The following is a 4,427-nucleotide window of genomic DNA, read 5'->3' as shown; positions in this document are numbered from 1 at the left end:
CACCCGATCCCGGCGCGGGCTCTCTGGAGAGGTCGTACTCAGCCTGGCCGCTTGGTAACGGGGAACTCGCAGAGGTCGGCGATGAGGCACTCGCCGCATTTGGGTTTGCGCGCCACGCAGGTGTAGCGCCCGTGCAGAATCAGCCAGTGGTGGCAGTCCCGCTTGAACTCTTCCGGCACGGTCCGCATCAGCCGCTGCTCCACCTCCACCACGTTTTTTCCCGGCGCGATGCGCGTCCTGTTCGAGACCCGGAAGATGTGCGTGTCCACGGCGATGGTGGGCTCGCCGAAGGCGGTGTTCAGCACCACGTTGGCGGTTTTGCGCCCGACACCGGGCAGTGCTTCCAGGGCGGCTCTGGAGCGCGGCACTTCGCCGTCGTGCTGTTCGATCAGCTGGTCGCAGAGCTTGATGATGTTGGCGGCCTTGGAGTTAAACAGGCCGATGGTCTTGATGTAGGTTTTGAGGCCGTCCACGCCCAGGGCGCGGATGGCGTGGGGCGTGTTGGCCACCGGGAAGAGTTTTGCGGTGGCTTTGTTGACGCCCACGTCGGTGGCCTGGGCGGACAGCACCACGGCCACCAGCAGCTCGAACGGCGTGGTGAAATAGAGTTCGGTGGTGGGTTGCGGCCGCTGTTCGCGCAGCCGTCGAAAGATTTCGGTGCGTTTTTCGCGATTCATGGCGTCGGGTTCGCTGGCGAAAAACGGACAGTATAACGAAGGGGGAACCGGGCGGCGACGCCACCCGGTGGGTGCCGGCGTGGTGCGCTTCCGGGGCGCCTTAGTCGGTCACCACCCGGCCGTTTTCCACCGGCAGGCGGTCGCCGGGTTCGTTTTCCATGCGCACGGTCTGGGTCTGGCCGTCGAAGCGGTAGGTGACGTTGTAGCCGACCTGTTCGCTGCGGGTTTCCATAATGGTCTGGCAGCGCTCTTCGGTGGTGGTGTAGGTGTTGCCTTCCTGGATGCGTTCCTGCGCCTTGTTGCCCGCGTAACCGCCGGCCACGGCGCCGGCGGCGGTGGCCACGTCCTTGCCGCTGCCGCCACCGAACTGGTGGCCGATAACACCGCCCACCACCGCGCCGATGGCGCTGCCGGCGATCTGGTGTTTGTCCTTGACCGGTTTCTGCCGCTGCACGGTGACTTGCTCGCAACGCTGGTTGGGTTCCTGCCAGGTTTTGGTGGCGGGCTCCACTTTGACCACTTCGGCGTAAGGGCCTTCGTCGTTGAGCGCCTGATAGCCGCCGTAACCGACACCGGCGACGGCCACGGTGCCTACCACGGCGAGTGCCACGGTTGCTGCTGTTTTCATAATGGCCTCCTTTCTGATTCTTGGCATGCGCCGATCACTGGCGCGCGCTTTAACGTAGTGGGCGCTATTTTTACCCGGGAAGCCCGGTGAAAGTTGTATAACGCTGTTAAAAGCGCCGTGCTTTTGAACCAGATCACTGGGGCTACGACATTAGAACGGCAACCGTGTTGGCCCGATCACCCGCTTTTCAGCTCACCTTGCCGGTGGTGCGTACCCGCCGGCTGGCGGTGGGCTGGTCCGCTTGCCGGGCCTTGCGGGCGGCTTTGAGGCGCCGGTCGATAACGTTCTTGCCGGCGATGATCAGCCCCAGGCCGATAAAGGCGCCCGGTGGCAGCACCGCGAACAGGAAGCCGGGGTAGTCCGGGAACACTTCCAGGCGCCAGCCGGAGGCGACGGGGCCCAGCAATAACTGCATGTTATCGAACAGCGTGCCCTGGCCGATCAGCTCGCGCATGCCGCCGAGAATCACCAGGATCACCAGGAAGCCGGCGCCCATCATGAAGCCGTCCAGCAGCGAGGGCAGCACCGGGTTCTTGCTGGCGAAGGCGTCGGCGCGGCCCAGCACGGTGCAGTTGGTGACGATCAGGGGAATGAAAATACCCAGGATTTCGTACAGCTCGAAGGTGAAGGCGCGCATCAGCATTTCGATCACCGTCACCAGAGCGGCGATGATCATCACGAAGGCGGGTAGCCGCACCGCGTCGGTGACATAGCCGCGGATCAGCGACACGGCGCCGTTGGAGCCCATCAGCACCACCAGCGTGGCCAGCCCCAGCCCCAGGGCGTTGACCACCGTACCGGTGACCGCCAGCAGCGGGCACAGGCCGAGTATCTGCACGGTGGCCGGGTTGTTGTTCCAGAGCCCGTCGAGGGTGATTTTCCGGTAGTCGGTCTCAGCCACGGCAGGCCTCCCTCATGCTGTCTGGCGCGTCGTCGGTGGCCGGTGCCTGGAAAACCTGCTCTTTGTGATCACGGAAATAAAGCAGGGCGCGGTGCACGGCGCCGACCACGGCGCGCGGGGTGATGGTGGCGCCGGTGAAGCTGTCGAAGCTGCCGCCGTCTTTCTTCACCGCCCAGCCGGCGTCGTCCGGGTTGGTCAGGGAGCGGCCGTTGAAGGTGGTGATCCAGTCGGATTTGCGCCGTTCTATTTTGTCGCCCAGGCCCGGGGTTTCGTTGTGCGGCGGCACCGCCCGCACGCCCAGCACGCGGCCGCCGGTGTCCACGCCCACGATCAGATCAATGGCGCCGCCATAGCCGTCCGGGGCGGTGGCTTCGAGCACCACGCCGGACGGCGCGCCGTCGCGGCGGGCCCGGTAGATATGCTGCGCGCCGTTGCCGAGCAGCGGGTCACGCACTTCAATGCGGTCCGTGATCAGCACATTGTCGTGACGGTCGTCGGGCATCACCTGGGCCAGAGACGCGATCAGGGCGTTCTGGCGGTTGCACTCCACCCGCGGCAGGGTGGCCTGGTTGGTCAGCGCCAGGGCGGCGGCGGTGCCGATGGCGAACAGCCCCAGGATCACGGCGTTGCGGGTTATCGCCTGGCGGATCATGGGTTGGCCCCCTTGTTCGCCTTGCGGTGCCCGTAGGCGCGCGGCTGAGTGTAGTAATCAATAAACGGCGCCGACAGATTGAGCAGCAGCACCGCGAACGCCACCGCGTCCGGGTAGCCGCCGAAGGTGCGGATCACCCAGATCAGCAGGCCGATCAGCAGCGCGTAGATAAACCGGCCCAGGCGGCTGGTGGCGGCGCTCACCGGGTCGGTGGCGATGAAGAACGCGCCCAGCATGGCGCCGCCGGAAAACAGGTGGAACAGCGGGCCGGCAAAGCGCGCCGCGTCCACCTGGTGGGCGATCAGCGCCGGCAGCGCCAGGCCGGCCAGGAACGCCACCGGGATCTGCCAGGTGATGATACGGCGCGCCAGCAGGTAGAGGCCGCCGAGCAGGAACGCCAGATTGACGGCCTCCCAGCCGGGGCCCGCCAGCTGCCCGGCGAGAATGTCGCGGCCGGCCAGCGCCTCGGCGTCGCCGGCCCAGGTGCGGAAAGTGTCCAGCGGCGTGGCGCCGGTGAAGGCGTCCGCCGGCGCCTGGCCGAGGAACAGGGCGAGGCTGTCCGCCGGGGCGGGCGCCTCGCCGGGCGCGATCCACTGGGTCATCGCCACCGGGAAAGAGATCAGCAACAGCACATAGCCGATCATCGCCGGGTTGAACGGGTTCATGCCCAGACCGCCATAGAGCTGCTTGGCCACCACGATGGCGAAGCCGACGCCGATCAGGGTCAGCCACCAGGGCGCGGTGGGCGGCAGCGCCAGGCCCAGCAGCACGGCGGTGACCACCGCGCTCCAGTCCTTCAGATAAAACGCCACCGGCTTGCCCCGGGCGCGCAGGAACAGGGCCTCGCAGACCACCGCCACCAGCACCGCCCAGAGCACGTTGAGCAGGCTGCCCAGGCCGAACTGCCAGACCAGCGCCGCCAGGCCGGGCAGGGTGGCATAGACCACCTGGCGCATGACGGCGCCGGTGTCGGTGTGCCGGCTGGTGTGCGGGGAAGGGGCGTTGATCAGGCTCATTCTTCCACCAGCCCCTGTTCTTCCACGGCGGTTTTCAACGCCAGGCGGGTCAGTTGCGCGTGTTCTTGCAAAGCGTCCAGTTCCGAATTCAGGGTTTCCAGGGTGTCCGCGTCGGAGGTGTCGCGGCGCCGCTCCAGCTCGTCGGCCTTGTCGCGCAGGGCGCTTTCCGCCCGGGCCGCGTCCAGCTTCAGGGTTTTCAGGTCCTTGCCGGTGTGGGCGAGGATATCCGCCTTGGCCTGCTCCACCAGCGCGTCCAGGGCGTCGCGGCAGTGGTCCGCCTTGGCTTTCAGTTTCTCCACCTTGGCGTGCATGGCGGCGAGGGCCTCATCGCTCTCCTGGCCGGCGCGCTCGGCCCGTTCCACCGCGGCGTGGGCTTCCTTGTACTGTTTGTGCGCCATGTTGTAGGCGGTTTTCAGGGCTTTCAGGCGCTTCTGGCGCTTGGCGGCGGCCTGGTCATCCCCGGCGGCCTTGGCGTCCGGCGCGGCCCCGGCGGCGGCCGGTTGCTCCGCCGCGGTGTCCTTGTCCTGCGTCGACGGCGCCGGCGCGGCGGGGG

The 4,427-nt window shown here is 67.1% G+C and carries 5 protein-coding genes and 1 pseudogene; all 6 read right to left on the bottom strand.

Going from position 1 to position 4,427, the window contains the following annotated elements:
• Window positions 1–38 precede the first annotated feature (38 nt).
• Window positions 39–677 carry an endonuclease III gene (nth, locus tag ISO4_RS16755; protein WP_194856972.1) on the bottom strand — a complete coding sequence of 213 codons (639 nt, stop codon included), beginning with the start codon at window positions 675–677 and terminating at the stop codon, window positions 39–41.
• A 100-nt stretch (window positions 678–777) separates the two neighbouring features.
• Window positions 778–1,305 carry a glycine zipper 2TM domain-containing protein gene (locus tag ISO4_RS16750; protein ID WP_194856971.1) on the bottom strand — a complete coding sequence of 176 codons (528 nt, stop codon included), beginning with the start codon at window positions 1,303–1,305 and terminating at the stop codon, window positions 778–780.
• 187 nt (window positions 1,306–1,492) lie between these two features.
• Entirely contained in the window at window positions 1,493–2,206 is a 714-nt protein-coding gene (locus tag ISO4_RS16745) for an electron transport complex subunit E (protein ID WP_194856970.1), read from the bottom strand.
• Window positions 2,199–2,858 carry an electron transport complex subunit RsxG gene (rsxG, locus tag ISO4_RS16740; RefSeq protein ID WP_194856969.1) on the bottom strand — a complete coding sequence of 220 codons (660 nt, stop codon included), beginning with the start codon at window positions 2,856–2,858 and terminating at the stop codon, window positions 2,199–2,201. The genes ISO4_RS16745 and rsxG overlap by 8 nt, the downstream gene beginning before the upstream one ends.
• Window positions 2,855–3,874, bottom strand: coding sequence for an electron transport complex subunit RsxD (gene rsxD, locus ISO4_RS16735; protein WP_194856968.1), 1,020 nt, complete (start codon window positions 3,872–3,874; stop codon window positions 2,855–2,857). Before rsxD ends, rsxG begins: the two co-directional genes overlap by 4 nt.
• Window positions 3,871–4,427, bottom strand: a pseudogene (locus ISO4_RS16730) (electron transport complex subunit RsxC); the annotation flags it as partial. The pseudogene ISO4_RS16730 and the gene rsxD, both read right to left, overlap by 4 nt.

It is taken from the genome of Alloalcanivorax venustensis ISO4 (assembly GCF_015356855.1).
GTDB lineage: Bacteria > Pseudomonadota > Gammaproteobacteria > Pseudomonadales > Alcanivoracaceae > Alloalcanivorax > Alloalcanivorax venustensis.
This window is presented reverse-complemented; position numbering and strand designations above follow the sequence as displayed.

Excerpts from the sequence above, each read along its gene's own strand:
- nth (WP_194856972.1), bottom strand. The coding sequence starts at position 677 with ATGAATCGCGAAAAACGCACCGAAATCTTTCGACGGCTGCGCGAACAG.
- ISO4_RS16750 (WP_194856971.1), bottom strand. The coding sequence starts at position 1,305 with ATGAAAACAGCAGCAACCGTGGCACTCGCCGTGGTAGGCACCGTGGCC.
- rsxG (WP_194856969.1), bottom strand. The coding sequence starts at position 2,858 with ATGATCCGCCAGGCGATAACCCGCAACGCCGTGATCCTGGGGCTGTTC.
- rsxD (WP_194856968.1), bottom strand. The coding sequence starts at position 3,874 with ATGAGCCTGATCAACGCCCCTTCCCCGCACACCAGCCGGCACACCGAC.